We start from the raw sequence: 24721 nt of genomic DNA, 5'->3' as shown, positions 1-24721 counted from the left end.
CGGCGCTCCGGGGTTCAGGGGGCGGGGTGCCGGGGGCCGTGGCCCGGCGGCGGGGTGAGCGTGGACGTGTAGGCGCGTCCGTCCACGAGCGGGGTGGAGGCGGTGAGGCCGGCGGCGGTCATGCGGTCGTACTCGGCGAGGACCAGGTCCTTGGTGCGGTAACGGCCGTACTCCCTCACGTCGTTGGCGCGGGTGACGTTGAAGGTGTCCAGTACGTACGCCGTGTCGTCGCGGGACACGCCGTACAGGTGGAAGAAGAAGGCGTCCAGCTCCGCCCGCAGCACCGCCCGGCGATCCGGGTCCCAGTGGAAGGGGCCGCCGGTGTCGCCGAGTTCGCGTGCGAAGCCGCTCAGATCGTCGGAGGTGTAGGTCAGTTCGGTCGCCCGCGGCACGATGAAGGCGGCGTGCCGGGACAGCGTCTCGGGTGCGGGGACGGGGAGCTGACGGACCACGAAGTAGCTCAGGGACGTCCCGCCGAGTGACTGGCGGGCCGCGTAGTCGAAGACGAACGAGGACCACACGCTCGCCAGCAGCGCGGCCCCGTCCGTGAGCGCCAGCATGAACTTGTGGCCGAAGCCGTGCGCGGGCGCCACCGAGCAGATCATGGTGCGCTCGTTGTTCTTGTTGGTGATGTCCCGCCAGCCGAGCACCCAGTCCCGCTCCCAGCCCCGGGCGGCCAGCCGTGAGCGGACGCCCGCCGCGCGGATCTCCCGGCCCTGGCGGTCCGGCTCACCCGTCGGCACGTCCTCTTCCGGCACCCAGTAGCGCGGCAGGGGGCAGGCCGCCGCGTCCTGGTGCTGCGCGGCCGTCAACCGGGGCAGCGTGCCCTTGTTGAGCTGCTTCTCGGTGGCGCCCTCGTACGTGGAGAAGCGGTGGTCGTAGTGGTGCAGCATCTTCGCCTCGTACAGCGGCAGCAGCCGCTCGCCGTCCCGGACCAGGACGTTGCCCTTCAGGTTCCAGCCGTCCTCCAGGAGGTTGTCGAAGGTCTCGCCGCGCTGCGCGTCGGGCCGGAAGACGCCGGAGTCGTTCGCCATGTCGAACATACGCAGGAACGACACACCCCACGGATTGCCGTCCGCGCGCGCCTCGTGCACGAGGACGGGAACCCGGCGGTGGATGCCCAGCGTGATCTCGGCGTCCCGGCGGGTGCTGAACACCGGGCACGTACCGGTGTTGGGGTTCATCCGCAGGATGTCCTCCACCGTCAGCCGGTAGCGCCGCTCGGCGATCTGCGCGGCCTGGCGCACCTTGAACACCAGCTGCGCCGGCTCGGCCGGGTCCCCGGTGCCGCGCAGGGTGAGCAGACAGAACCGCAGCTGGTTGTGGACGCCGGGGAACACCCTGTCCTCGTTCTCGAAGTCGTACAGGGCGGCCAGCCGGCCCCGCGTGACCAGGTCCTTGAAGAAGAACTGGGTGGTCGCGTCCGTGGCGATGCCGGTCGGCACGATGATCCCCGTGCGCCCGCGGGGGCCGGTCAGTGCGTGGCCGGCCTCCGCGAAGACCGCGTACGTGTTGATGTCGCCCCGGCCGGTCAGCGGGTAGCGGCCGCTGACGCGCAGGAAGTGGCTCTCGCCCTCGGAGCGGCGCTTGGCGGCCGCGAACTCCTCCCACAGCGGCCGCGCGTCCGGGTCACGGCGCAGCTCGGCGATCGCCCGCTTGCGGGCCGCCGCGTTCCTCGCGCGGGCGATCTCGGGGCAGCGCTCGGCGAAGAACTCCTGCTCCTGGAGCTTGACCCGCTCCCACGGCGGGTTGCCCAGCACCGCGTCGAAGCCGCCCGCCCACCCCGTCTCCGGCCGGCCGCCCCGACCGGACCCGAGCACCGAGAAGACCTCGGGGAACTCCAGATGCCAGTGGAAGAAGCCGTACTCGTCGCGCAGCCGCAGGGTCTCGGCGTGCGTGGCGTCCGGTACGGCGGCCGGCTCGCGCCCGCGCAGCGCCCGGACCATCCGGTCCGTGGGGGCCTCGGGCGCGCCCGGCCGTTTGTGCCAGACGAAGGCGGCGCACCAGGCGTCGGCCGCGTACACGTCCGGGCGGTGGCCGGCGGACTCGACGTGGGCGCGGTACGCCGACTCCTGAGGGTGGACCTCGGCCGGCGAGTCGGCGGGGGCGGCCGTGCTGCGGGCCGGCCCGGCCGCGTGACGGCTGTCGCAGGCGGCCGCGGCGGCGTCGGACGGCGGCTCGGCGTGGCCGCTGCGCTCGGTCCGGTTGCGCTGGTGCAGAGCGGCGGCGGTCTTCCTGTCGTCGCCCTCGATCGGCTTGAAGGCGTCGGCGGGGACGCCGTCGGCGAGGAGCTTCGGGGTCGCGCCGATCAACCCGTTGCCGTGCTTCAGACGGGCGTCGAGGAAGCCCAGCGGCTTGCCCGGCTCCAGCGCCTCCAGCCACAGCGAGACCTTCGCCAGTTCGACCGCCATCGGGTTGAGGTCCACGCCGTAGACGCACCGGGCGACCACCTCGTGCAGGGCGTGCCGGACCGCGGCCGGCGTCGGCTCCGAGGTGCGCTCCCGGGCGGCGGCCACCCGCTTGGCGATCCGGCGGGCCGCCGCCACCAGGAAGTGCCCGGAGCCGCACGCCGGGTCGCACACCTTCAGGGACAGCAGCTCGCGCACGACCGCCTCGGCCGGATCGGTCTCGCCCGAACGGGCCGCCGCATCCTCGCCGCGCCGCACCGCGTCCTGGAGCACCGGGTCCAGGGCGGAGTCCAGCAGACTGTCGACCAGCGAGGGCGGGGTGTAGTAACTGCCCGTGGTTTTCCGGGAGTTGCCCGCGGACTCGACCAGCTCGAAGGTCCGCTCCGCCGCGCTGTACCGGGGCTCCAGCTCCAGCAGGGACGCGTAGACCGAGCCCAGTTCCGCCGCGTCCAGCCGCCGGTAGTCCACCGCCCGCCGGCGCCCCGAACCGCCGTCGCGGACCTGGCACAGCTGGCGTACGGCGGTGAGCAGCGCCTCGTCGGACAGCTTCAGGCCGCGCAGCGGGGCGTCGGCGTCGGTCTCGGTGAACAGGCCGCCCAGGCCCGGCAGGCCCAGCTCGGGGCGGCCCTGTTCCCGGCCGAGCGCCGTCAGCACGAGGCGCAGCGCCTGGTAGCGGGCGCCGTGGGCCGTACCGTGCCGCGTGCGAGCGTGGGCGCGCAGCCGGGCCGACGAGAAGGTCCGCGCGTACCGCTCGCGGGCCGGCGGGTCCGCGTCGGGCGCGAGCAGGGCGTCCCGGTCCTCGGCCACGAACACGAACAGCAGCCGGTACACCAGGCGCAGCAGCGCCGTCCGCAGCTCCCGCGGGCGCACGCGCTCGCGCAGCGAGCCGTTCTGCGGGTGCCGCAGAAAGCCCGTGCCCAGCACGGTGACCGCCTCCCGCACGCTCCGGCACAGCTGGTCCAGCGCCCGGGAGCCGCCGGCGTCGGGCTCGGCGCGCCACTGCTCCGGCCGGCACGCCACCGGGCCCGGGTCCGGCGGCCGGCCCGTCGTGCTGCCGACGGCCCGCCCGAGGCCGAAGCCGCCGTCGACGAGCCGGTGCGCCACTGCCGCTCCTTCGCCGCTCTCCTTCTGTCGCGGCACATCGTCCCAGAGGGCGACGCCGTCGGCAGCCCGGCTTATTGCATATGACGTGCAAGTCCACCGTCGCCTTCGGCCGACTGCCCGGCAAGCCCGGCCCAACCCGTCAGGCCGCCGTCACGCAGGCCCCAGATGTACCAACAGCGTCCAGCCACCGGTCCGGGTCCCTCCCGCCGCCCCCGCGGTCAGCGCGCCGCCAGCTCCAGCTCCAGCAGCTGCGGCTGCTCGGCCGGCACCGCCGCCGGCACCCGGGAGGTCCGCCACAGCCACCGCACGTCCCGGCCGAAGGACCACACCAGCGAGCCCAGCGCCAGCACCACGATCGCCAGGTTCACCGGACCGGGCAGCAGCTCCGCGCCCGCGACGAGCAGGCAGATCCCCTGGATCGCGGCGACGCTCTTGCGGGCGAAGGACGGCGGCAGCGGCGCGGTCAGCCAGGGCGCGACCCGGGCCGCCGCCACGAACGCGTACCGCATCCCGCCGATCAGCAGCACCCACGGCCCCAGCTGCGTCGACACGTACACGCTCAGCACCAGGATCAGGAACGCGTCCACCTCCATGTCGAAGCGCGCCCCCAGCGCGGAGGAGGTGCCGGTACGCCGGGCGACCTTGCCGTCCACGCCGTCCAGCAGCAGCGCCACGGCGGTCAGGGCGACCAGCAGCGTCACCGGCGGCGCGCTCTCGAAGGAGTCCGCGACCAGCGCGGTCACCCCGCCGACCAGGGTGGTCCGGCCGAGCGTGACCCGGTTCGCGGGGCCGAAGGAGCTGAGCCGGGAGCGGTGCACCGCGCGGGAGAGAACCGCCCAGGTGGCGAACGCGAAGGCGAGCCCCGTCAGCCAGCCGGCCGGCCCCATGCCGATCGCCGAGCCGAGCAGGGCCAGCAGCAGGATCTGTACGCCCGCTCCCACAGCGGTCTCCTGCTGGAGCCTCGCGTCATACGTGTTGTTCAGGGCCACCGCACACCCTCCGGCCGAGTGACAGAGTCGATCAACGCCGCGTACTGTGCGCGGCCTGTGCACAACTCGGTACGTGAACAACTTCCCGATCGTTCAGGAGGATGCCGATGAACCGCTCGGCCCGCGCGTTCTGGCTCCGCTCGCCCGGCCACGGGGAGCTGCGCGAGGTCACCCTTCCGGCGCCCGCCGAGGACGAGGTCCTGGTGCGCGCCCTGTACTCCGGAGTCAGCCGGGGAACGGAGACGCTCGTCTTCCGCGGCGGGGTGCCGGAGAGCCAACACGCCGCGATGCGGGCGCCGTTCCAGGAGGGCGACTTCCCCGGCCCGGTGAAGTACGGCTACCTCAGCGTCGGCGTCGTGGAGGAGGGGCCGGCCGCGCTGCTCGGCCGTACGGTCTTCTGCCTGTATCCGCACCAGAGCCGTTACGTCGTTCCGGTGAGCGCTGTCACCGTGGTGCCCGAGCGGGTACCCGCCGAACGAGCCGTCCTCGCCGGGACCGTGGAGACCGCCGTGAACGCCCTGTGGGACGCCGGACCGCTGATCGGCGACCGGATCGCGGTGGTCGGCGGCGGCATGGTCGGCTGCTCGGTCGCCGCGCTGCTCGCCCGGTTCCCCGGCGTCCGGCTCCAGCTGGTCGACGCCGACCCGGAGCGCGCCAAGACCGCCGAGGCGCTCGGCGCGGACTTCGCCACGCCCGCCGACGCCCTCGGCGACTGCGACCTCGTCGTGCACGCCAGCGCCACCGAGGCCGGCCTCACCCGGGCCCTGCAGCTCCTCGCCCCGGAGGGCACGGTCGTGGAACTGAGCTGGTACGGCGACCGGACCGTGGCCCTGCCGCTCGGCGAGGCGTTCCACTCGCGCCGGCTCACCGTGCGCAGCAGCCAGGTCGGCACCGTCTCCCCGGCCGCCCGGACCGGCCGCACCTACGCCGACCGGATGGCGCTCGCCCTGGACCTGCTCGCCGAGCCGGCGCTGGACGCGCTCATCACCGGAGAGAGCGCCTTCGAGGAACTCCCGTCGGTGATGCCGAAACTGGCATCCGGCGAGATCGCCGCCCTGTGCCACCGGGTCCGGTACGCGGAGACGGCCTGACCTGAGAAAAGAGTGAGAGACGGCTGAACACGGGGAAGCGAAGAGCCGTACTACACGGCAACCCCCGGCGGGCACGCGCGGGGGGACCAGACGCGCCGCACCTGGAGGGTCGTCCGTTGTTCAGCATCACCGTCCGCGATCACATCATGATCGCTCACAGCTTCCGCGGCGAGGTGTTCGGGCCCGCGCAGCGACTGCACGGCGCCACGTTCCTCGTGGACGCGACCTTCCGCCGCGAGCAGCTGGACGAGGACAACATCGTGGTCGACATCGGCCTGGCCACCCGGGAACTGGGCGCCGTCACCGCCGAGCTGAACTACCGCAACCTCGACGACGACCCCGAGTTCGCCGGGGTCAACACCTCCACCGAGTTCCTCGCCAAGGTCATCGCCGACCGGCTCGCCGAACGCGTCCACAAGGGCGCGCTGGGCGAGGGCGCCAAGGGCCTGGCGGGCCTCACGGTCACCCTGCACGAGTCGCACATCGCCTGGGCGAGTTACGAGCGTGACCTGTGACCGACCTGACCGTGGAGCGGGCCCGCCTCGCGTACGTGCCCGCCCAGCCGACCGCCGCCGAGAACCCCGGAATCATCCCCATGTCCCTGCGCAGCGTGCACTTCGTGATGCCGGGCGGCGTCGACGACCCGGCCGCACCCAGCGGCGGCAACGCCTACGACCGCCGGATCTGCCTCGACCTGCCCGGCTTCGGCTGGCAGGTCACCCGGCACGCCGTCGCCGGCGGCTGGCCGCGCCCGGACGGCACCGCCCGCGACCGGCTCGCCCGCACCCTCCGGGAGCTGCCCGACGACACGGTGGTCCTCCTCGACGGCATGGTCGCCTGCGGCGTCCCGGAGATCGTCGTCCCCGAGGCCGCACGCCTGCGCCTCGCCGTCCTCGTCCATCTGCCGCTCGGCGACGAGACCGGCCTGGACCCGGCCGTCGCCACCGACCTGGACAGCCGCGAGCGGGCGGTGCTGCGGGCGGCGGGCGCGGTCGTCGCCACCAGCGACTGGGCGGTCCGCCGGCTCGTCTCCCACCACGGACTCGCCCCCGACCGCGTCCACGTGGCCGCGCCCGGCGCCGACATCGCGCCCCTCGCCCCCGGCACCGACGGCGTCTCCCACCTGCTGTGCGTGGCCGCCGTGACCCCGCGCAAGGGCCAGCACCGGCTGGTGGAGGCGCTCGCGGCGGTCCGGGACCTGCCCTGGACCTGCGAGTGCGTCGGCGGCCTCGGCCACGACCCCGCGTACGTGGACCACCTGCGGCAGCTGATCGCCGGCCACGGCCTCGCCGACCGCCTGCACCTGACCGGCCCGCGCTCCGGCCCCGACCTCGACGCCTCCTACGCCGCGGCCGACCTGATGGTCCTCACCTCCTACGCCGAGACCTACGGCATGGCGGTGACCGAGGCCCTCGCCCGCGGTATCCCGGTCCTCGCCACCGACGTCGGCGGCCTGCCGGAGGCGGTCGGCCGCGCGCCGGACGGCGGGGTGCCCGGCATCCTCGTCCCGCCGGAGGACCCCGCCGCGCTCGCCGCCGAACTGCGCGGCTGGTTCGGCGAACCCGACGTACGCCGCCGCCTCAAGGCCGCGGCCCGGCGCCGCCGCGCCGCGCTCGACGGCTGGGCCGCCACCGCCCGCAGCGTCGCGGGGGTCCTCGGGCGGCTTCCGGAACCACCGAGGAGGGCGGCATGAGCGGCACGGGGAGCGACGGAAGCCGGGGGATGCCGGAGGCCGCGGTCCGGCCGGGTGGGCTGATCCCCGCTCAGCCCGGCCCCGGCGAAGGAGAGTCCGTCCCGAGGGCGGCGAGCACGCGGAGCGAGGAGGTACCGGCCGTGGACATCGTGGACATGGGCGTGGACAGGGAGGGCCGGGACGGGGAGCCCGGTGCCGGAAGCTCGTCCGCAGAACGGAGCGGTTCCCCGGCCGGTGCTGCCTCCGATGGTGCCGCCGCCCCGGTCATCGCCGGTGCCGGGCCGGTGACCCGCCCCGGCGAGCGGGTCACCGTACGGCTGCGCAGCGGTGATTCCGAGGAGGCGCCGCGGTACGCGCCCGAGTGGCTGCACCTGCGCGAGAGTCCCGACGCGGAGGCCCGCGCCCGGGAACTGCTCGACCCGCTGCGCCTCCGGCTGGCCGACCTGCCCGGCCGAAGCGGCGGACTGGTCGTGCACGACCTGGGTTGCGGCACCGGCTCGATGGGCCGCTGGCTCGCGCCCCGCCTGGACGGTGCCCAGCACTGGATCCTGCACGACCTCGACCCCTACCTGCTGCACTTCGCCGCCGTGGCCTCCCCGCGCGCCGCGGCCGACGGCAGCCGCGTCACGGTCGAGACCCGGCGCGGTGACGTCGCCCGGCTCACCCCGGAGGCGCTGACCGGGGCCTCGCTGGTGACCGCGTCCGCGCTGCTCGACGTCCTCACGCAGGAGCAGGTCGAGACGCTGGCGGACGCCTGCACGGGCGCCGGCTGCCCCGCGCTGCTGACCCTCTCCGTGGTGGGGCGCGTCGAATTCACCCCGGCCGACCCGCTGGACGCCGAGATCACCGAGGCGTTCAACGCCCATCAGCGGCGCACCGGGCTGCTCGGCCCGGACGCGGTCAGCGCGGCCTGCGAGGCGTTCGCCGAGCGCGGCGCGACGGTCCGCGTCCACCAGAGCCCGTGGCGGCTCGGCCCCGAGGAGGCCGCGCTGACCGAGCAGTGGCTGCGCGGCTGGGTGGGCGCGGCCGTCGAACAGCGGCCGGACCTGCGTGAGTCCGCCGAGCAGTACCTGAGCGCACGGCTCGCCGCCTGCGCGGCCGGTGCACTGCGGGTCGTCGTCCACCACAGCGACCTGCTGGTGCTGCCCCGGCCGACGGGCGGCACGGCATGAACGCGCGGACGGCGGGAGCCGGCACGAGGGTGCCCTCCGCGGCGGACACCGGCACGCGCGCGCGTACGACGCCCACGGGTGCGGCACGCGCGCGCGGGGCACGGGGGACGGGCCGGGTGCGCCCGTACGTGACGCGCCCGGACGCGATGCGCCCGGACATGAGCCGCCCGCGCGTGACGCCGGCAGGCGAGGCCCCCGCACGGGCGACGCCGGTGGACGGGGCATCTGTACGGGTGACGCCTGCGGACCTTGTGGCGCCGGTGGCCGGGGGATCCGCGCGGGTGACGCCTGCGGGCCTCGTGACGCCGGTGGACGAGGTCCCCGTACCCGTGACGCCCACGGGCCTTGTGACTCCCGCGGACCCGGTGGACCCCCGCGTGCCCCCCACGCCCCGGCGCCGCGGCTCCCGTTCCCTGCGTACCCATGTGGGCACCCTCGTCGGCGTCGTCATCCTCGCCGTCCTCCTGTGGCGGCTCGGCACCGGTGCGCTGCTCGACGGGCTGCGGCGGATCGACACGGTGACGGTGCTGGCCGCGCTGGGCATCGGCGTGGCCACCACCGTGCCGAGCGCGTGGCGCTGGCAGCTCGTGGCCCGGGGCCTCGGGCTGCGGCTGCCGCTGGGCCCCGCCGTCGCCGACTACTACCGCGCGCTGTTCCTGAACGCGGCCCTGCCCGGCGGGATCCTGGGCGATGTGCACCGGGCGGTCCGGCACGGGCAGAGCGCCGGTGACCTCCGGCGCGGAGTCAAGGCGGTCGTGCTGGAGCGGGTCGCGGGACAGCTCGCGCTGACCGTGGCCGGCGCGGCGGTGCTGCTGACCCTGCCGTCCCCCGTGCGCGCCGAGGCCCGCGGCTTCGCCCCGCTGGTGGCCCTGGCCGCGGCCGGCGCGCTCGCCGTCGTCCTCGCCGTGCGGATGAACCGCCCGCCGGCCCGCCGGGGCGGCGCGCTGCGCCAGACCCTCGCCGAGGCCCGCCGGGGTCTGGCGTCCCGGCAGAGCGGGCCGGGCGTCGCGCTGTCCTCCGCGGTCGTCCTGGCCGGCCATCTGGCCATGTTCGTCGTGGCGGCCCGGGTCGCCGGCTGTGCCGCCCCGGTGGCGGTGCTGCTGCCGCTCGCGGTGCTCGCTCTGCTGGCCATGGGCCTGCCGCTGAACATCGGCGGTTTCGGCCCCCGGGAGGGCGTCACCGCATGGGCGTTCGGCGCGGCGGGGCTCGGCGCGGACAGCGGAGTCGCGGTCGCCGTCGTCTACGGCGTGCTGAGCTTCGTGGCGAGCCTGCCCGGCGCCGTCGTCCTGGTCGTCCGCTGGTACCAGGGCCTGCGCGCCGAGGCCGTCGTGCCGGCCCCCGGCGCCGCGTCCGACGGCGAGGGCCCGCCGGCCGGGGCCGCCCCCACGGGCCCCGGCCGCACCCCCGTACCGGGCTACCCCCGGCCCGCGTCCGAGGTGAGCAGTGCGAAATACGACGCGAAGGATTCCGCCAGGCTCGCCAGCAGTTCCTTTCCCTTTTCCGCCGAACCCAGGGAAGGACGGCCGATGACGCCCGATTCGGTATAGGCGGACATTCCCACGGTGAGCAGATGACGGCGGTCGTCCGCGGTGAAATCGGCGGACTCGTGACCGGGGCGGACGAATTCGGGGTGAGCGTGCAGCAGAATCGATGTCTCGATTTCTCCCGCGTGCATGTCGGTGAGCAGCGAGGTGACCACTCCGGCCCGCTCCCGCGCCGCCTCCCAGTCCTCGGCGGCCGGGAACAGCGCCATCCGCTCGCCCCGCGCGGACGCCTCCTGGACGACGTTGCCCAGCACGTAGTTGCCGCCGTGCCCGTTGACCACGACCAGCGCGTCGACGCCCGAGCGGCGCAGCGAAGCCGCGATGTCCGAGACCACCGCGTGCAGGGTCACCGCGGAGATGCTGACGGTTCCCGGCCAGGCCGCGTGCTCGTGCGAGCAGGAGACCGTCACCGGAGGAAGGAGGTGCACCGGGTACGCGGCGGCTATCTCCCGCGCCACGGCGCAGGCGACCAGCGTGTCGGTCGCCAGCGGAAGGAACGGACCGTGCTGCTCGAAGCTCCCGACGGGAAGGACGGCGACCTGTGCTGAAACGCCCGCCCCCCGGGTCCGTACGTCCTCGGTGGTGTCCGTCGGCACCACACCGCTCGCCACCTCGAAGCCGTCCGCCCGCGCGCCCGAACCACTCATCTTTTCACGGCCTTTCGTCTCTGCTTAGGAATCAGATCATGACAGAAAACACCGGCGTCAACATCGGCGTACTCGGCAAGAAGTCCCCGCGGCGTTCGGGCGCGGAACGCGTCGTGAATGCTCCGCTGCCCACCGTGTACGGGAATTTCCAGGCGATCGGCTACCTGGACCACGACCGCGGTGACGAGCAAGTGGCCCTGGTGTACGGCGAGATCGGCGCCGAGAACGTTCTGACCCGACTCCACTCCGAGTGCCTGACCGGGGACGCGTTCGGTTCCCGGCACTGCGAGTGCGGCGACCAGCTCGAGGCCGCGCTGCGCTCCGTGGTCGCCGAAGGCAGCGGCATCGTCGTCTACTTGAGGGGCCACGAGGGCCGCGGCATCGGACTGCTCGCCAAGCTGCGCGCGATGGCCCTCCAGGCGGAGGGCCTGGACACGGTCGAGGCGAACCTCGCGCTGGGCCTGCCCGTCGACGCCCGTGACTACGGCGTCGCCGCGGAGATCCTGCACGACCTCGGGGTGCGCTCGGTACGCCTGATGTCCAACAACCCGCGCAAGCGGGAGGCGCTGGTCCGGCACGGCATCCAGGTGGCCGAGCAGGTGCCGCTGCTGATCGAGCCGTGCGAGAGCAACATCACCTATCTGCGTACCAAACGGGAGCGGATGGACCACCACCTGCCGCATCTGGACGCCGTCGCCCACGGCTCCTGACGCCGGATCCCCGATTCGGGGGGCGGCCGGGTGGACAGGATCGGAAGGTGATCCGGACCGTCCGGTGAGACGGTGGAGCGGTGAAGGAGGCGGCGGCGTGAACCTTCGGGCCCGGGTGGTCATCGTCGGCGGCGGGGTGATGGGCACGAGCATCGCCTGGCACCTGGCCCGCGCCGGCGTGCGGGACGTCGTCCTCGTCGAACGGGACGAACTCGCCGCCGGCTCCACCTCCAAGGCCGCCGGCGGGGTCCGGGCCCAGTTCTCCGACGAGCTGAACGTCCGGCTCGGGGCGCGCAGCCTGGAGGCGTTCGACCGGTTCGCCGAGGAGGTCGGGCAGGACATCGGGCTGCACCGGGTCGGCTATCTGTTCCTGCTCTCCGCACCCGAGCACGTGGCCTCCTTCGAGGCGGGCGTGCGGCTCCAGAACGCCCTCGGGGTGCCCAGCCGCCTCATCACCCCCGAGGAGGCCCGCCGCCTCTCCCCGCTGATCACCACCGACGGCCTGCTGGCCGCCGCGTACTCCCCGGACGACGGCCACTGCACCCCCGAGGCCGTCGTCCACGGCTATGCGACCGCCGCCCGCGCCCACGGCGTCCGCATCCTGCGCCACACCGAGGTCGCCGGCATCGAACTGCACGGCGACACCATCACGGCGGTGAGCACGAGCCTCGGCCGGATCGAGACCGACACGGTGATCTGCGCGGCCGGCGCCTGGTCCCGGGCGATCGGCGCGATGGTGGGCGTGGAGCTGCCGGTGCAGCCGCTGCGCCGGCAGATCGCCGTCACCGAGCCGGTCCCGGGACTGCCGCCCACCCTGCCCATGACGATCGACTTCACCACCAGCCTCTACTTCCACCGGGAGGGCCCCGGCCTGCTGCTCGGCATGTCCGACCCGGACGAGCAGCCCGGTTTCGCCACCGCAACCCACGATCGCTGGATCCCGCGCCTCGCCGAGGCGATGCGACAGCGCGCGCCCGCCCTGCTCGACCTGCGCCGCACCGGCGGCTGGGCGGGCCTGTACGAGAACACCCCCGACCACAACGCCCTGATCGGCGAGGCGTCGACGGTCTCCAGGTTTCTGTACGCGACCGGCTTCTCCGGGCACGGCTTCCTCCAGGGACCCGCCGTCGGCGAGATCGTCCGCGACCTGTACCTCGGCCGCGTACCCTTCCTGGACATCAGCCCCCTGAGCGCCGGCCGGTTCGCGGCCGACGCCCCGCGCCCGGAGGCCAACCTGGTATGACCGAGCTCCACCTGTGGCTGCGCCACGAGCCCCGTACCACCGAACGGCGTACCCCGGTGGTCCCCGCCGACGCCCGCCGCCTGGTCGACAGCGGGGTGACACTGACCGTCGAGGAGTCCCCGCAGCGGATCTTCCCGGTGCAGGAGTACGAGGCGGCCGGCTGCCGCCGTGCCCCGGCGGGCTCCTGGGTGACGGCACCGCGTGCCGCCGTGATCCTCGGCCTGAAAGAACTCCCCGAGGAACCAGCGGAGCTGACGCATCGGCATATCTTCTTCGGGCACGCCTACAAGCAGCAGCCGGGCGCCGTCGAGCTGCTGCGCCGGTTCGCGGCCGGCGGCGGGGCGCTGCTGGACCCGGAGTACCTGGTGGACGACGAGGGCCGCCGGCTCGCCGCCTTCGGCTTCTGGGCGGGCTATCTGGGCGCCGCGCTCGCCGTCCTCCGGCACCGGGGCCGGCTGACGGCACCGCTCACGCCCACGACGAGGGACGACCTGGACGCCGACTTGCGCCCGCAGGCCGGGGACGCGGAGTTCGCGGCGCTGGTGATCGGCGCGCTGGGCCGCAGCGGCCGGGGTGCCCGGACCGCCTTCCGCACAGCGGGCGTCGAGGCGACCCGCTGGGACCTGGCGGAGACCCGCGACCTGGACCGGCCGGCCCTGCTCCGGCACGACGTGCTGGTGAACGCGGTGCTCGCGACCACCCTGGTCCCGCCGTTCCTGCGCGAGGAGGACCTGGACTCCCCGGCCCGCCGGCTGCGCACCCTGTGCGATGTCACCTGTGACGTCGGCTCCCCGTTCAACGTCCTGCCGGTCTACGACCGCACCACGGACTGGACGGAGCCCGTGCGCCGCCTGCGCAAGGAGCCGCCGCTGGACCTCATCGCCATCGACAATCTGCCGTCCCTGCTGCCCCGGGAGTCCAGCACCGACTTCTCGGCGGCCCTGCTGCCCCAGCTGCTCGCCTTCGGTACCGGCCGGGCCTGGGCGCGCTGTGTCGACCGGTTCCACCAGGCGTGCCGTGAACTCGGCAGCGCGGAAGGGGAGGTGCGGCATGACTGACCGTGTCCCGGCGAGCGGCACCGTCCACTGGGTCGGCGCCGGACTGTCCACCGGCAGCGGACTGGCCGCCCTGTGCGGCACGGCCGGCCGGGTCCTGCTGTGGCACCGCACCGAGAACCGGGCGGCCGGCGCCCTGGCCGGCCGGGGCCTGACGGGCCGCGCCGAGCCCCGCGCCTTCACCCCGGACGCCCTCGTCGCCGCGCTCGCGCCGGGCGACGTGGTGGTGTCCATGCTGCCGGCCCCGCGGCACCCCGGGCTGCTCGCCGCCTGCGTGCGCGCCGGGGCGCACTTCGCCTGCTCCAGCTATGTGGCGCCGGAGCTGGCGGCCCACGGGGAGGCGGCGCGGGCGGCCGGCCTGACCGTCCTCACCGAGGCGGGCCTGGACCCGGGCATCGACCACCTCTTCGCCCACAGCCTCATCGGCCGGGCCCGGGCCCGGATCGGCGCCCACACCCCGGCCTCCTACCGGCTCACCTCCTACTGCGGCGGTGTCCCGGCGGTGCCGAACGACTTCCGGTACCGCTTCAGCTGGGCCCCGCTCGGCGTCCTCAACGCCCTGCGCTCGCCCGCCCGCTACCTGGACGACGGCACCGAGACCACGGCCGCCCGCCCCTGGGAGGCGACCCGGCGGCTCGTCCTGGACGGCGAGACCTTCGAGGCGTACCCCAACCGCGACAGCATCCCCTTCATCGCCCAGTACGACCTGCCCGCCGCCTGGACCGCGCGCACCTTCGTCCGGGGCACCCTCCGTCTGGACGGCTGGCTGAAGGCGTGGGAGCCCGTCTTCGAGGAGCTGGCGGCAGGTGACGACGAGCGGATCGCCGCGCTCGCGCAACAGCTGGCGGCGGCCCACCCGACCACGGAGGCCGACCGTGACCGGGTGGTCCTCACCGTGACCCTGGACGTCGACGCGGGCGAGGGCCGCACCTGGACCGGCGGCTACCTGCTCGATCTGACCGGTGACGCCGAGGAGTCCGCGATGGCCCGCTGCGTCTCCCGCCCGCTCGCCCTCGGGGTCCGCCACATCCTGGACGGCAGCCTGCCGGCGGGCCTGCACCGGTCGGCCGGGACCGCTCAGCGGTCCGACCGGTGGCTGGCCGAACTCGCCGACGAAGGACTGGAGTTCACCCTGAGGCTCGGCCAGTAGCCTCCCGGCGGGTCAGTCCGTCAGGGCCGCGTGCACCAGCCGCCGCAGCTCGGGAAAGACCTTCAGCTTCTTCGGGCGCACCTGGCTCATGAACTGCACGGTCACGTCGTGGGCCGGGTCGACCCAGAACGCGGTGGTGGCCACGCCCGTCCAGCCGTAGGTGCCGAGGTGGGACGGGGCCAGGGTGCGGGCCGGGTCGGTGACCACCGAGACGTTGAAGCCGAAGCCGAGGCCGTCGTTGCCCGGCTCCTGGTGGACCGGGGCGCCGAAGGACCGCACGGTGGCCCCGCCCGGCAGCTGGTTGCGGCTCATCAGGGCGAGCGTCTCCGGCGCCAGCAGCCGTACGCCGTCCAGCTCGCCGCCCCGGCGCAGCAGCTCCATGAAGCGGTGGAAGTCCGCGGCGGAGGAGACCAGGCCGCCGCTGCCGGACAGGAACCGGGGGCGGCCGCGCACCGGCAGCCCCGGCACCGGCTCGATCCCGCCCTCGTCCGTCTCGCCGTACAGCTCCGCCAGCCGGTCCTCCTGTTCCGGCTCGATGTGGAAACCGGTGTCGGTCATGCCGAGCGGGCCCAGGATCCGCTCGGCGAAGAACGCGTCCAGCGGCTGCCCGGAGACCACCTCGATCAGCCGGCCCAGGACGTTGGAGGCGACCGAGTAGTTCCACTGCGTGCCCGGGTCGAACTGGAGCGGCAGCCGCGCGTACAGGTCGACGGTCTCGGCGAGTCCGGCGCCCGGCGGCACCGAGTACTCCAGGCCCGCCTCGCGGTAGAGCGCGTCCACGGGGTGGCGGTGGTAGAAGCCGAAGGTCAGGCCCGCGGTGTGGGTGAGCAGATGCCGGACGAGGATCGGGCCGGCGGCCGGGCGGGTACGGACGTCGGCGCCCGAGCCGCCCTCGTACACCCGGGGCTCGGCGAACGCGGGCAGATGGCGCTCGAGCGGGTCGTCCAGGGACAGCCGGCCCTCCTCGACCAGCAGCAGCACCGCCACCGCCGTGACCGGCTTGGTCATCGAGTAGATCCGCCACAGCGTGTCCGGCTCCACCGGCAGCCCGGCCGCGACATCCCGCAGGCCGTACGTGGTCAGATGACCGACCCGCCCGCCGCGGGCCACGGCCAGCAGATAGCCCGGCAGGCGCCCCTCGTCGACGTGCAGGGCGAAATGCCGGTCCAGGCGATCCAGCGCCTCCTCGTCCAGCCCCGCCTCCGCCGGCTCGACATCCTGTCGCAGCTGTGCCATCGCTCTCCTCCGGTCGCGTCGTCCGCGGTGCGGCCCGGCCGCCCCGCCGGGCCGCCACCCGCCTCTCATCGTCGCGCAGGCCCCCCGGCCCGCACCGCTCATCCGCGGGGTGTGTGAGCGAGGCGACGCCGGCCGGCCGGACGCCGTCCGCCGGACGTCACCGGCCGGGGAATGCCCGGGTGCCGCGCCGAGTTGATCCCGTCATGACTCAGGACTCCACGCAGGACGCGCTGCTCGGCCTGCTCTCCGAAGGCCACGGCGGTGTACTGGTCACCCTCCGGCGCGACGGCCGCCCCCAGCTGTCCAACGTCAGCCACGCGTACGATCCCGGCGAGCGGATCATCCGGATCTCGGTCACCGACGACCGCGCCAAGACCCGCAACCTCCGCCGTGACCCCCGTGCCTCGTACCACGTCACCAGCGCCGACCGCTGGGCGTACACCGTCGCCGAGGGCGCCGCGGAACTGAGCCCGGTCGCCGCCGACCCGCACGACGAGACCGTCGAGGAACTGATCCGGCTCTACCGGGACGTCCTCGGCGAACACCCGGACTGGGACGACTACCGGGCCGCCATGGTGCGCGACCGCCGGCTGGTGGTGCGGCTGCGCGTCGAGCGGGCGTACGGCATCCCGAAGGGCTGAACCGCGACCGGTCGCGGGCGAGGCGGTGTCGCTGTCTTCGCGCCACGGGCCACTATGACAGTGGTCATGGTGGCCGCCGTTATGACGCCGGTCATAGGGTGAGGGCGACGGACGGAGGTCGACGATGACGCAGAGGGGGCGTGGACCGCGGGAGCGGATGGTCTTCAGCGCGGCTCAGCTCATCCGGCGCAACGGGGTCACGGCGACCGGCATGCGCGAGGTCGCCGCGCACGCGGACGCACCGCGCGGCTCCCTCCAGCACTACTTCCCGGGCGGCAAGGAGCAACTGGTCAACGAGGCGGTCGACTGGGCCGGCCGGTACGCGGGCACGCGCATCGCCCGCTTCCTCGCCGGGCTCGAACGGCCCACACCGAGCGGCCTGTTCGCGGCGATGGCCGCACAGTGGACCGACGAGTACACGGCGGACGGCTTCGCCGCGGGGTGCCCGGTCGCCGCCGCCACGGTCGACTGCGCCTCCTCCGGCGGCTCCACCCGGGAGGCGGTGGCCGCCGCGTTCGCGGTCTGGCGGGCCCCGCTCGCCGGGGCCCTGACGGACCTGGGAGTGCCCGCCGCACGGGCCGAGCCGCTGGCCACCCTCATGATCAGCACCCTGGAGGGCGCGATCCTGATGGCCCGGGCCGAACGGGACGTACGGCCCCTCACCACGGTCGTACGGGAACTCGGACCGCTGCTCGACGCGGCGGTACGTCCCTGAGCGCTCCGCCCGCACGCGCCGGCCGGTCCGCGGCCGGCCCCCGCCGGCGGAGCCGGCCGTCCGCGCGGCCGGGAGGCGTCAGCCGTCCCCCCGCTCCGCTGTCAGGTAGGCGATCACCATGTCCCCGACCATGGTCCGGTAGTGCTCCCGCCGCGCGGGGGCCACCAGGTCCCGGTCGAACAGGGCACCGAAGGTGTGCCGGTTGGCGACCCGGAAGAAGCAGAACGAGCTGATCATCGCGTGCAGGTCGACCGCGTCCACGTCCGCTGTGAACTGCCCGGACTCCCGGCCGGCGGCGAGGATGCGGCCGATCACGTCCAGTGCCGGGGAACCGATCCGGCCCAGCTGCGCGGAGGCGGCGATGTGCTCGGCGCCGTGGATGTTCTCGATGCCGACCAGGCGGACGAAGTCCGGGTGCCGCTCAAGGTGGTCGAAGGCCAGCTCGGCCAGCCGCCGGATCGCCGTCACCGGGTCCAGGTGCTCGACGTCCAGCCGCTGCTCGGCCTCCCGCATCCCGCCGTACGCCCGCTCCAGCACGGCCGTGAACAACTGCTCCTTGCCGCCGAAGTAGTAGTAGATCATCCGCTTCGTGGTGCGGGTGCGGGCCGCGATCTCGTCGACCCGGGCGCCGTCGTAACCGGCCCGGGCGAACTCCTGCGTGGCCACGTCGAGGATCTCGGCCTTGGTGCGGGCCGCGTCGCGCACTCGCGCACCGGGTCGTGCCGGTTCTTCGGCGCTGGTCATCGGTTTCCTTCGGGCCGGGATGCGGGAGCGGCGCACTCGTACGCGTGCCGGTGATTGTAGAAGCAGGGCCCCGGCCCGCCGCCGGTGTGACCGACGTATCGATTCGTACGTGTGTACGGCTGTGGGTGTCACTGACGGCTGACCGTGCGGGTGACACCGGCGATCACGGTCGTCGCCAGGATCCAGCCGGTGAGGACGAGGACGTGGGCGAGGATCTGGTAGCCGCCGCGCGGTGCGAACGCGGAGTCCTGCCCGAAGGAGATCACCGGCAGCAGCAGGTCGAGCGTGTAGAACACCGGGTCGAACGGCGGCGCCTCGTCCGCCTTCAGCGGCTGCGGGTGGTGCAGCCCGTAGGCGACGGAACCGATGGCGAGCAGGGACAGCAGCCACCCGGCCGCCCGCAGCGGACGGAAGCCGTAGCCGACGGTGACGTCCTGCACCAGGCCCCACAGCCGGCCGTACCAGGGGAGCGTGCGCCGGTGCCGCCGCTGCTTGGCGAGCTGTACCAGCCGGGCCGCGTGGTCGTCACCGACACGGCGGTAGGCGGCCGTCAACTGCTCGTAGGCGTGCGGGGCATAGCCGTCGCGCTCCCGCTCCAGCATGGGCAGGCGGCGCTCGGCCGGCTCGTGCGGGATGAGGGAGGTGTACGTCAGATCGCCGAGCAGCACCTCCTCGGGCACCGACTCCGTCTCCAGCAGCAGGACTTCGAGCTGGGCCCGGCGCAGATTGAGGGCGCCCTCCATCGGCGGCCCCTTGCGCAGCCACAGCTCGCCGATCGTCGTGCTGCCGGCCCGCAGCACCGAACTGCCCGGATTCGACAGGAGGGTGTACGACAGGTCGAGCCGTCCCGCGATGCGGGCGCCGCGCAGTCCCATCCAGCCGCGCACCTCGGCGCGCCGGACCAGCATGTCGCCCTCGACGGCGAACGTCTCCGCGTCGAGCGCGGCGCGCCCGGGGTGGCCGAGCCGCGCCTCGTTGAGGTTGAACGATCCGGCGACGGTGGCGCCGTTGAGCCGTATCTGTCCCTGGGTGCGCAGCCCCGGTGCCCACAGGTCGGCGCCCACGGCGGCCTGGTTGAGCTGGAGCACCGGCTCCTCGGCGTCCGGCACGGCCACCTCGGCGCTCTCCAGGTACAGGCTGCCGGCGATCCTGGCGCCGCCCAGCCGGACGACGCCGTGGCACCGGGCGCGGGTCAGCCGCAGGATGCCGTCGACGTGCACGGCGTGGGCGACGAGCCCGGGCAGGACGGACTCGCTGAGGTTGAACTCCCGCAGCCGGGCGGCGTAGCACCGCGGAGCCTGCTCGAAGTGGCAGTGCCGCAGCCGCACCGGGTGGTCGATCGTCGCGTACTGGAGATCGAGCCGGCCGGTGATCCGGGCGCCCGCCAGACTCAGCGCGGCTATCTCCCCGTCCTGCCGTGGTCCGTCCAGCAGCAGAGCCCGCAACACCTCGGCACGTACGGTCCGTTCGGGACCCCAGTGTCCTGCCTCGGCGGGATCCTCGCCGGGTGACTCCCGGAAGTCCACGGCCTCGCCCCGCGGAAAGGCCCGCCACACCCGTTCCTCGGCCGCCGTCAGATCGTCGATCTCCACCAGCGGGACTCTCACCTGAGGGGGGAGCGGCTGTCAATCCGGCCCCGCGACGCGCAGCCCGCCATCTGCCGTGCCATGGGCCGGAGGGTCGTTCCGGCGCCGCAGGACGACCTCCGAACCGGACACAAGACGCAGCATGGCCTCCGGCCGGTCCTCGTCCGTGTCGACACAGCCCTCGGGACCGGTGAAGAGCGTGTAATTGACGCCGCCGTTGCGCGCGGACCGGAAGAGCATGCCGTCCACCGCGAGTGGTGCCGTCCACCGAAAGTATTCGGTGATCACTTGCGTGGGGACATAGTCGATGTGCTCACGCCCGTCCAGCACGACCGGTCTGCTCAAGTCCTGTGCGAACGCCTGGATGAACTCGATGGGCAGGAACAGACGGGACCACTGGGGGTCGAAGAGGCTCGGTGGCCTCGGGATCGCGGTCAGATCGATGACCGAGAGGGGACGTGTCACCTCGAAGGCGGCCACTGCGGCAAAGGGCCGCGGGTCGTGAGCGGAGATCTCGGCGACGGCGACCTCCGGTGTGGCGGAGCCGTAGAACATGGACAGGCCCGCGGAACTCATGCGGTTCGCCTTGGCCCGGGACGACGGAGCCGCACCGATGGTCGCCGCGGTGTACCCGGGGAGGCTTGTGTCCCGGCGCATCCGGCCCCGCCAGATCCGCAGTCCGGGGGGCAGGGTCCGCACCAGGCCCAGGGGCACCATGGCCGCACAGATCCTGTCCAGCATCTCCAGTGCCGAGTGCTGTGCGGCAGCCCTGGCCGAGAGCAGTGTGTAGCGGCGCCGGTGCTTCGCCCGTTCAGTGAAACTCGGCCATGACTCGTAGAACTCTCCGGCGTCGTCCCACTCGCCGGTCCCGCGGGGCGCCCACCGGACCGGCTCCATGGCTCGGGCGACCACCGTACGCGCACCCCCGTCGAGCGCCTCGGGACACAGGATGCCGAGCACCGCGGCGGAGGGGAGGGAACCATCGAGGCGGCGGCCGTCCGGACTCGTCACCCTGCGGTACACGCGTCCCACTGCCTGCGTGATGTGCGCGACCAGGGCGTCGAGTGCCACGGCATCGGGTGGGCGCTCGTGATCGGTCGCGCAGACGCAGCACGGCAGGTGAGCGGAGCTCGCCCGCACCAGGCGGAGCAGATGCGGGTCGATGACATGGCGCAGGCACACGGCGAGCGGTGCCGACCGCGGCTCCTCCGGGCTCATGTGTCATCCCTGAGGGCGAGCTGGTCACGATCGGCCTTCTTCACCTGAAGACGGCCGCAGATCAGGTCCACGACACTGCGGCGGCGTGCGGTGAAGTGAATGGTCCACGTCGGGTCGTCCGCGAGTTCGCCGACCAGAGCCTCCCAGACGAGTTCGAAGCTGCGGGCGGCGCTCATGCGGCCGCGGCCGGCACCGAACAACGGCAGACAGATCGACTCCAGACGCAGTCCCAGCTCTTTTCGTTCGCGGCGGGCCAGGGCGAAAACGTTGTGCACCGCCTTCGAGACGGCCTGCGGCGAGACATGGTATGCGTTCGTCCCTGACACGGGGGTGGCGATCGCGGCGTGGTAGATCCTCTGGACATGGCGCCGGGCGAGCCCGCCGGAAGGCGTCGGTGCCACCGTGCCCTCCGGCACCGGAAGGCCGTAGGCCGCGTGGTTGCGCAGCCACGCCGTCAGGTGGTCGCCGGCCACGTCCTCGATGATCTGCCCGCCCTCGCTCTTCTCGGCCGCTGCCCACCGGAGGCTCCCAGAGGTGGACGGCTTGAAGAACTGTGACATCTGGAGATAGACGTTCTCGGAAGAGACGATGACGTCGACGTTGCCGAGCTGTTCGACCGGGCAGCCGTGCACGACGAACTTTACGCAGTGGCCGCCGCCGCGTCCGATGCGGAGGCTGAACGGGATCAGTTGGGGCTCCGTCAGCAGGTCACTGTGACCGCTTTCGACGCTGACCCGCTCCGCCGAGAACTCCGCGTCGGCCGACTGCGGAAAGTCCTCCGCGAGCGCCTGGGCCAGATCCCGGCGTAGTGCCTGCACCACTCGGCTCCCGGGCCCTTGAGGCTTGATGACCGAGAAGTGATCGCCGGGCAGTACACCCGTCTCGGGGAAGAACCCGGCGGCCGATGCCGGCACCACGACGTTGTCGTTCTCTCCCGCGTAGCAGACGACGGGAATGGAACACTTGGTGCGTGCGACGCCGGAGGCTCGCACCACCCGCTCCACCACCCGGCGCTGGGTCTCCAGCACGGATGTCTGCAGGGGGCGCAGCTCGCGCTCCTGCATGTTCCGGGTGAGCGGGGCGAATCCCCGGCGGGCCAGCATGAAGAGATCGGAACCGCTGTTCGGGCAGGCGATCATGACCAGTCTGCGGATGCGGGCCAGCTCCCTGCCGCGTTCCGCCATCAGCATCCTGGACAGATAGCGCTGGGCAACGAGCCCGCCCTGGCTGTGAGTCACGAGGGCGAGGCGTTCGTACGGGGCAGTCTCGTCGTTGATGAAGCCGCGCAGGCTGTCGGCGATGGTGTCCAGGTCCGGCATGCGCTGTAGCGGATTCCAGGTGGTGACACGGGTCGAGTACGTGAAGTACAGAAAGTCGAACTCGTCCGCGACGTCGGACGCGGTGCCGAGCTCCCGGGCAAGGTCGCTCCAGGTGGCCGGAGACGAGAACAGTCCATGGACGAAGACGACGGCAGCCCGACGCAACTCTCCCCCTCACAGCCGCAGTTGGGGTGCAGCCCCGCTCTGCCGAGATCATACGGGCGCCCGTGGCACTGTGCCCCCGGTCCGGCGGGGACCAGGGGCACACGGATGTGCGGTGCCGACTACGGACGTACGTTCCACTCCGCGATCACCGCGCGCCCGTGCTCCTTCGACAGCCGGCTGACCGTGCCGGTCGCCAGCTGGAACAGGCGGCCCTCGGCGGGCGGCAGGCCCAGGCGGCGGGCGGTGAGGACGCGCAGGAAGTGGGCGTGGGCGACGAGGACCACGTCACCGGTGTCCCCGGCGAGGGCCGCGTCGACCCGGGCCAGGACCCGGTCGGCGCGGGCGCCGATCTGTGCCGGCGACTCGCCGGGGTGTCCCTCGGGGCCGGGCGGCACGCCGTCGGTCCACAGGTCCCAGCCGGGCCGGGTGCGGTGGATCTCGACGGTGGTGACGCCCTCGTAGCCGCCGTAGTCCCACTCGTGCAGGTCGGGGTCGGGCACGACCCCGGGTATGCCCGCCAGTTCGGCGGTGCGCAGCGCGCGGCTCAGCGGGCTGGCCAGCGCGCGGGCGTAGGTCCGGCCGGTGAGGAGCGGGGCGAGGGACTTGGCCTGTTCCTCGCCGTGCCCCGTGAGGGGCAGGTCGGTCCAGCTGGTGTGCTGTCCCGACCGGCTCCACTCCGTCTCACCGTGGCGGACCAGCAGGAGGTCCCCCACGGCGGGTCAGTCCTTCTTCTCGACCGCGTGGCCGCCGAACTGGTTGCGCAGCGCCGCGATCATCTTCATCTGCGGGGAGTCGTCCTGGCGGGAGGCGAACCGGGCGAAGAGGGAGGCGGTGATCGCCGGAAGCGGCACCGCGTTGTCGATGGCCGCCTCGACGGTCCAGCGTCCCTCACCGGAGTCCTCCGCGTAGCCGCGCAGCTGCTTCAGGTGCTCGTCCTCGTCCAGGGCGTTGACGGCCAGGTCCAGCAGCCAGGAGCGGATGACCGTGCCCTCCTGCCAGGAGCGGAACACCTCGCGGACGTTCTCCACCGACTGCACCTTCTCCAGCAGCTCCCAGCCCTCGGCGTAGGCCTGCATCATGGCGTACTCGATGCCGTTGTGGACCATCTTGGAGAAGTGCCCGGCGCCGACCCGGCCGGCGTGGACATAGCCGTACGGGCCCTCCGGCTTGAGCGCCTCGAAGATCGGCCGCAGCCGGTCCACGTACTCCTTGTCGCCGCCGACCATGAGCGCGTAGCCGTTCTTCAGCCCCCACACGCCACCGGAGACACCGGCGTCGACGAAGCCGATGCCCTTGATGCCGAGGGCCGCGGCGTGCTTCTCGTCGTCCGTCCAGCGGGAGTTGCCGCCGTCGATCACCGTGTCGCCGGGGGACAGCAGGTCGCCCAGCTCGTCGATGACGGTCTGGGTGGCCGTGCCGGCCGGGACCATCACCCACACATGGCGGGGCGCGTCCAGCTTCTCGACCAGTTCGGCGAGGCTCTTGACGTCCGAGACGTCCGGGTTGCGGTCGTAGCCGATGACGGTGTGGCCGGCGCGGCGGATCCGCTCGCGCATGTTGCCGCCCATCTTGCCGAGACCGATGAGACCGAGCTGCATGATCAGTTCTCCTGAACGTTCTTGAGAGTGCGGTAGGCGGCGACGAGGGCCGTGCTGGAGGGGTCGAGACCGGGCACGGAGCCCGCCGCGTCAGCGGCTGATGCAAACGTCTCGGTGAGGGCCGGTTCGACGCGCTTGGCGAGGACCTTGCCCAGCTCCACGCCCCACTGGTCGAAGGAGTCGATGTCCCACACCGCGCCCTGCACGAACACTTTGTGCTCGTAGAGGGCGACCAACTGGCCGAGCACGGACGGGGTCAGCTCGCGGGCGAGGATCGTCGTGGTGGGGTGGTTGCCCTGGAAGGTGCGGTGGGCCACCTGCTCCTCGGGCACACCCTCCGCGCGGACCTCCTCGGCGGTCTTGCCGAAGGCGAGCGCCTGGGTCTGGGCGAAGAAGTTGGCCATCAACAGGTCGTGCTGGGCCCTGAGTTCCTCGCCCAGTTCGGGGATCGGGCGGGCGAAGCCGATGAAGTCCGCGGGGATGAGCTTGGTGCCCTGGTGGATCAACTGGTAATAGGCGTGCTGCCCGTTGGTGCCGGGCGTACCCCAGACGACCGGTCCGGTCTGCCACTCCACCGCATGGCCGTCACGCTGCACCGACTTGCCGTTGGACTCCATGTCCAGCTGCTGGAGGTAGGCGGTGAACTTCGACAGGTAGTGGCTGTACGGCAGCACCGCGTGCGACTGGGCGTCG

The 24721-nt window shown here is 73.3% G+C and carries 21 protein-coding genes and 1 pseudogene; 11 read left to right on the top strand and 11 right to left on the bottom strand.

Annotation, left to right across the window (positions count from 1 at the left end; translation table 11 throughout):
* Positions 1–14 precede the first annotated feature (14 nt).
* Positions 15–3512, bottom strand: coding sequence for an Eco57I restriction-modification methylase domain-containing protein (locus tag ACZ7DL_RS22070; protein ID WP_470776182.1), 3498 nt, complete (start codon positions 3510–3512; stop codon positions 15–17).
* A gap of 218 nt (positions 3513–3730) precedes the next feature.
* Complete coding sequence (locus ACZ7DL_RS22065; protein WP_470776180.1) at positions 3731–4501, bottom strand: CDP-alcohol phosphatidyltransferase family protein; 771 nt, start codon at positions 4499–4501, stop codon at positions 3731–3733.
* A gap of 107 nt (positions 4502–4608) precedes the next feature.
* Between ACZ7DL_RS22065 and ACZ7DL_RS22060 the strand changes: the two genes are divergently transcribed.
* From ACZ7DL_RS22060 to ACZ7DL_RS22040, 5 genes are all read left to right on the top strand, one after another.
* Positions 4609–5592 (top strand): dehydrogenase, encoded by a 984-nt coding sequence (locus ACZ7DL_RS22060; RefSeq protein ID WP_470776178.1) that lies wholly within the window; start codon positions 4609–4611, stop codon positions 5590–5592.
* A gap of 116 nt (positions 5593–5708) precedes the next feature.
* Entirely contained in the window at positions 5709–6107 is a 399-nt protein-coding gene (locus ACZ7DL_RS22055) for a 6-pyruvoyl trahydropterin synthase family protein (protein ID WP_470776176.1), read from the top strand.
* The gene (locus ACZ7DL_RS22050; RefSeq protein ID WP_470776174.1) at positions 6104–7285 is read left to right on the top strand and encodes a glycosyltransferase family 4 protein; all 1182 of its coding nucleotides are present in this window, start codon (positions 6104–6106) and stop codon (positions 7283–7285) included. Before ACZ7DL_RS22055 ends, ACZ7DL_RS22050 begins: the two co-directional genes overlap by 4 nt.
* A complete protein-coding gene (locus tag ACZ7DL_RS22045) occupies positions 7282–8457 on the top strand; it encodes a methyltransferase domain-containing protein (RefSeq protein ID WP_470776172.1) in 1176 nt (391 codons plus the stop codon). Before ACZ7DL_RS22050 ends, ACZ7DL_RS22045 begins: the two co-directional genes overlap by 4 nt.
* Positions 8454–10004 carry a lysylphosphatidylglycerol synthase transmembrane domain-containing protein gene (locus ACZ7DL_RS22040; RefSeq protein WP_470776170.1) on the top strand — a complete coding sequence of 517 codons (1551 nt, stop codon included), beginning with the start codon at positions 8454–8456 and terminating at the stop codon, positions 10002–10004. The genes ACZ7DL_RS22045 and ACZ7DL_RS22040 overlap by 4 nt, the downstream gene beginning before the upstream one ends.
* On the opposite strand, the pseudogene ACZ7DL_RS22035 reads toward ACZ7DL_RS22040, so the two are convergent.
* A pseudogene (locus ACZ7DL_RS22035) lies at positions 9887–10648 on the bottom strand (creatininase family protein); the annotation flags it as partial. The gene ACZ7DL_RS22040 and the pseudogene ACZ7DL_RS22035 overlap by 118 nt on opposite strands.
* A 38-nt stretch (positions 10649–10686) precedes the next feature.
* Here ACZ7DL_RS22035 and ribA point away from each other — a divergent pair.
* The 4 genes from ribA to ACZ7DL_RS22015 all read left to right on the top strand — a co-directional run bounded on the left by ribA (position 10687) and on the right by ACZ7DL_RS22015 (position 14806).
* Positions 10687–11358 (top strand): GTP cyclohydrolase II, encoded by a 672-nt coding sequence (ribA, locus tag ACZ7DL_RS22030; protein WP_470776169.1) that lies wholly within the window; start codon positions 10687–10689, stop codon positions 11356–11358.
* 97 nt (positions 11359–11455) lie between these two features.
* Positions 11456–12601 carry an NAD(P)/FAD-dependent oxidoreductase gene (locus ACZ7DL_RS22025; protein ID WP_470776168.1) on the top strand — a complete coding sequence of 382 codons (1146 nt, stop codon included), beginning with the start codon at positions 11456–11458 and terminating at the stop codon, positions 12599–12601.
* Positions 12598–13659 (top strand): saccharopine dehydrogenase, encoded by a 1062-nt coding sequence (locus ACZ7DL_RS22020; protein ID WP_470776167.1) that lies wholly within the window; start codon positions 12598–12600, stop codon positions 13657–13659. Before ACZ7DL_RS22025 ends, ACZ7DL_RS22020 begins: the two co-directional genes overlap by 4 nt.
* A complete protein-coding gene (locus ACZ7DL_RS22015; RefSeq protein ID WP_470776166.1) occupies positions 13652–14806 on the top strand; it encodes a saccharopine dehydrogenase family protein in 1155 nt (384 codons plus the stop codon). Before ACZ7DL_RS22020 ends, ACZ7DL_RS22015 begins: the two co-directional genes overlap by 8 nt.
* A 12-nt stretch (positions 14807–14818) precedes the next feature.
* Here the strand turns inward: ACZ7DL_RS22015 and ACZ7DL_RS22010 are convergent, their stop codons facing one another.
* Positions 14819–16042 (bottom strand): serine hydrolase domain-containing protein, encoded by a 1224-nt coding sequence (locus ACZ7DL_RS22010; protein ID WP_470776164.1) that lies wholly within the window; start codon positions 16040–16042, stop codon positions 14819–14821.
* A 203-nt stretch (positions 16043–16245) separates the two neighbouring features.
* On the opposite strand from ACZ7DL_RS22010, the gene ACZ7DL_RS22005 reads away from it, so the two are divergent.
* Positions 16246–16683 carry a PPOX class F420-dependent oxidoreductase gene (locus tag ACZ7DL_RS22005; RefSeq protein ID WP_470776163.1) on the top strand — a complete coding sequence of 146 codons (438 nt, stop codon included), beginning with the start codon at positions 16246–16248 and terminating at the stop codon, positions 16681–16683.
* A gap of 124 nt (positions 16684–16807) precedes the next feature.
* On the top strand, positions 16808–17398 hold the full coding sequence (locus ACZ7DL_RS22000; protein ID WP_470776162.1) for a TetR/AcrR family transcriptional regulator: 591 nt from the start codon (positions 16808–16810) through the stop codon (positions 17396–17398).
* Positions 17399–17476: 78 nt separating this feature from the next.
* On the opposite strand, the gene ACZ7DL_RS21995 is transcribed toward ACZ7DL_RS22000, so the two are convergent.
* The 7 genes from ACZ7DL_RS21995 to ACZ7DL_RS21965 form a co-directional block, all read right to left on the bottom strand.
* Positions 17477–18142 carry a TetR/AcrR family transcriptional regulator gene (locus ACZ7DL_RS21995; RefSeq protein ID WP_470776161.1) on the bottom strand — a complete coding sequence of 222 codons (666 nt, stop codon included), beginning with the start codon at positions 18140–18142 and terminating at the stop codon, positions 17477–17479.
* 128 nt (positions 18143–18270) lie between these two features.
* The gene (locus tag ACZ7DL_RS21990) at positions 18271–19734 is read right to left on the bottom strand and encodes a membrane-associated oxidoreductase (protein ID WP_470776159.1); all 1464 of its coding nucleotides are present in this window, start codon (positions 19732–19734) and stop codon (positions 18271–18273) included.
* Between the two features lie 33 nt (positions 19735–19767).
* Positions 19768–20946 (bottom strand): RES family NAD+ phosphorylase, encoded by a 1179-nt coding sequence (locus ACZ7DL_RS21985; RefSeq protein WP_470776157.1) that lies wholly within the window; start codon positions 20944–20946, stop codon positions 19768–19770.
* Positions 20943–22430 (bottom strand): alpha/beta fold hydrolase, encoded by a 1488-nt coding sequence (locus tag ACZ7DL_RS21980; RefSeq protein WP_470776155.1) that lies wholly within the window; start codon positions 22428–22430, stop codon positions 20943–20945. The genes ACZ7DL_RS21985 and ACZ7DL_RS21980 overlap by 4 nt, the downstream gene beginning before the upstream one ends.
* 119 nt (positions 22431–22549) lie before the next feature.
* Positions 22550–23143 carry a histidine phosphatase family protein gene (locus ACZ7DL_RS21975; protein ID WP_470776154.1) on the bottom strand — a complete coding sequence of 198 codons (594 nt, stop codon included), beginning with the start codon at positions 23141–23143 and terminating at the stop codon, positions 22550–22552.
* Between the two features lie 6 nt (positions 23144–23149).
* Positions 23150–24028: a phosphogluconate dehydrogenase (NAD(+)-dependent, decarboxylating) gene (gene gnd / locus ACZ7DL_RS21970; protein ID WP_470776152.1), complete on the bottom strand. Its 879-nt coding sequence runs from the start codon at positions 24026–24028 to the stop codon at positions 23150–23152.
* 2 nt (positions 24029–24030) lie between these two features.
* Positions 24031–24721 (bottom strand): glucose-6-phosphate isomerase (locus ACZ7DL_RS21965; protein ID WP_470776150.1); only part of this gene is annotated, 691 nt, incomplete at its 5' end.

The sequence above is a fragment of the Streptomyces sp. NPDC036984 genome (assembly GCF_055607665.1).
The sequence above is the reverse complement of the archived record's forward strand: the minus strand, read 5'-3'. Positions and strand labels throughout refer to the sequence as shown.